We start from the raw sequence: 2,826 nt of genomic DNA, 5'->3' as shown, positions 1-2,826 counted from the left end.
CAGCAGCTCTACAAACGGCGCAACGTGGTCGAACGCTGCTTCAACCGCTTGAAACAATGGCGCGGCATCGCCACCCGCTACGACAAGACCGCCGAGTCCTACCAGGCAGCCGTCACCCTCGCATCGCTCCTGATGTGGGCCTGACATTTGAAGACAACTCCTAGGAGGATCGCCTCACCCCGTCTTGCAGTACTGGGCCTCCTTGCCGATCGAGCGGTACATGCAGTCGCTGTTCTCCAGGAGTTGCAGGACCGCGTCGCGGTTGCGGGAGGTTTCGCGGGCGATGACGGAGTCGCGGGGGTAGAAGCCGCCCTGGCCCGCCGAGGAGGGGTACATCTCGAAGGTGTAGCCGAAGATCTTCTGGTCGCCCCAGAGCCAGTCGTCGATGGAGCCGTCGGTGATGTAGAGGTCGCTGGACTGCTCGGGGGTGTAGCCGTTGCTGGCGGCCATGGACTTGCCGACGGCGGCGAAGGCGTCGCGGTCGTCCTGGGTCATGCCGGGGGCGGTGTCGTTGTAGGTGTAGCCGTACGGCCACAGGACCAGTTCGCTGTACGTGTGGAAGTCGATGGCGGTCTTGATCTGCTGGACGCCGCTGACGATCCGGCTGCGGACGAAGTCGGCGACGACCTTGACCTCCGGTGCGGAGGCGGGGGCCCGGCCGCGGTAGGTCTCGGAGCCGGTGCTGCCCGAGGAGCCGCCGCAGCAGCCCCACTTGAAGTCCCAGTTGCGGTTCAGGTCGGTGCCGACGTTCGCGGAGCCGCTGTTGGGCTGGCGGTTCTTGCGCCAGCTGCGGAAGGAGCCGGTGGCGATGTCGTAGGCGCCGCCGTCCGGGTTCACGTCCGGGATGATCCAGATCTCGCGGGAGTCGAGCATCTTGGTGACGCGCGGGTCGCTGCCGTACTTGGACGTGTAGTCGTTGAGCAGGTAGAGGGCCATCTCGACGGTGAGGTGTTCGCGCGCGTGCTGGTGCGCGGTGAAGAGGACCTCGGGTTCGTTCTCGTCCTGGGCGACGTTCTTGCTGAGCTTGAGGGCGAGGATGTCGCGGCCTTCGTAGGTCTTGCCGATGACGCGCTTGCCGAGCAGGGCCGGGTACTTGGCGACGAGCGCGTTGATCTCGGCGGTGGCCTCGGCGTTGTTGTGGTACTTGCCGTAGCCGGAGGGGAAGTCCTTGATGCGGTCGCCGGTGCCCGAAGGGGGCGCGGGCAGCGCCCGCAGCCGGTGGCCGAGCTTGCGTACGAGGGCGGCCTGCGCGGTGTCCGCGGTGATGACGACGGTGCGGCCGTGCACCTCGTCGATGGACACGCCCGTCGAGGCGAGGGCGCTGCGCTGGGCCGCGGTGGCGAGGCCGGTGATCTCGTACTGGCGGGGTGTGCCGGTGTCGGCCGCCGTGGTGCCGGCCGCGGCGGTCCTGGTGGGAGTGGGCTGACGAGGGGAGTCCTCCGCGCGGGCGGCGAGGGGTGCGGCCAGCGCGAGGGAGACGAGCGCGGTGAGGACGGTGGTCCGTCTGCCGCGTAACCGTGGTCGCATGGAGTGACCTCCGTGGGGGTGTGAGGCTGGCGACGGCGCCAGTGTTTTGCCTTGGCATGGCTCGGTCAATGCTTTGCGTTGACACAAACACGCCAATTTCGCGCGGGTTTCCGGAAGATTCTTGCCAGCGGCCTGTGCCGCACCAACAATGCGCACGACAAGTCCGGCGCCACGCCGGACTCACCAGTGTGAGAGGACCCCCACATGAACAGACCTCTCGTCGGCGCCCTGGCCACGGCCGTCCTGAGCGCCACGGCGCTCATCGGCGCCACCGGCACGGCCGGCGCCGCCACGACGGCGGACGCGGCGGACCGGGGTGCGGCCCGGACCGCGGTGGTGCCGCAGCTCCAGCCGGTGCAGACCGCCCAGGCCGCGGCGCAGGCCAAGCCCAAGGCCGTGAACTTCGCGGGTACGGTCGCGCTCAGCAACTGCTCGGGTTCGATCGTCCGGATGCCCACCTCGACCGACAACGACCCGGCACTGGTCATGTCCAACGGCCACTGCCTGGAGAGCGGCATGCCCGAGCCGGGCGAGGTCGTCGTCGACCAGCCCTCCAGCCGCAGCTTCACCGTGCTGAACGCCTCGGCCGGCAACCTCGGCACCGTACGCGCCACCAAGGTCGTCTACGGCACGATGACCGACACCGACGTGTCCTTCTACGAACTCTCCTCCACCTACGCCCAGATAAAGCAGCGTTACGGCATCAAGGCGCTGGACATCGCCACCAGCCACCCGGTCAAGGGCGCCGGCATCACCGTCGTGTCCGGCTACTGGAAGAAGACGTACTCCTGCAACATCGACGGGTTCGTCCCGCAGTTGAAGGAGGGCGGATATGTGATGAAGGACTCGGTCCGCTACACCCCGGCCTGCAAGACGATCGGCGGTACGTCCGGCTCACCGGTCATCGACAACGCCACCGGCAAGGTCACCGCGATCAACAACACGGGCAACGAGAACGGCGGCCGCTGCACGATGAACAACCCGTGCGAGATCGACGAGAACGGCAAGGTCACCGTACGCAAGGGCATCAACTACGCCCAGCAGATCTACACCGTCCCCAAGTGCTTCGGGACCGGCAACAAGCTGGACCTGGGGCGGGCTGGGTGCGTGCTGCCGAAGCCGTGACAGCCGTGACAGCTATGACAGCCGTGACAGCCGTGACAGCCGTGATGGCGGGGAGGCACGAATAACCCGCAGGACGTGAGCCGGCCGCGCGGTGCTCCGGGGGGACTTTCCTCAAGGCCCTTGGCGAACGCTTGCTGAATTCCCGTCTCGCAGGCTCGGTACGATTCCGCAGTG

3 protein-coding genes are annotated in these 2,826 nt (G+C 67.4%); 2 read left to right on the top strand and 1 reads right to left on the bottom strand.

The window, feature by feature from the left end:
* On the top strand, positions 1 to 144 hold a 144-nt coding region (locus tag AB0A97_RS10535), incomplete at its 5' end, for a transposase (RefSeq protein WP_361147433.1).
* 30 nt (positions 145 to 174) lie between these two features.
* Here AB0A97_RS10535 and AB0A97_RS10530 read toward each other — a convergent pair.
* Complete coding sequence (locus AB0A97_RS10530; protein ID WP_361147282.1) at positions 175 to 1,527, bottom strand: M14 family metallopeptidase; 1,353 nt, start codon at positions 1,525 to 1,527, stop codon at positions 175 to 177.
* 204 nt (positions 1,528 to 1,731) lie between these two features.
* Between AB0A97_RS10530 and AB0A97_RS10525 the strand changes: the two genes are divergently transcribed.
* A complete protein-coding gene (locus tag AB0A97_RS10525; RefSeq protein ID WP_361147279.1) occupies positions 1,732 to 2,652 on the top strand; it encodes a serine protease in 921 nt (306 codons plus the stop codon).
* Positions 2,653 to 2,826: the final 174 nt, after the last annotated feature.

The organism is Streptomyces sp. NPDC045470 (assembly GCF_040646595.1).
Taxonomy (GTDB): domain Bacteria; phylum Actinomycetota; class Actinomycetes; order Streptomycetales; family Streptomycetaceae; genus Streptomyces.
The sequence above is the reverse complement of the archived record's forward strand: the minus strand, read 5'-3'. Positions and strand labels throughout refer to the sequence as shown.

What these genes read in the sequence shown, in the direction of transcription:
- AB0A97_RS10530 (WP_361147282.1), bottom strand. Translation starts at nt 1,527, where the DNA reads ATGCGACCACGGTTACGCGGCAGACGGACCACCGTCCTCACCGCGCTC.
- AB0A97_RS10525 (WP_361147279.1), top strand. Translation starts at nt 1,732, where the DNA reads ATGAACAGACCTCTCGTCGGCGCCCTGGCCACGGCCGTCCTGAGCGCC.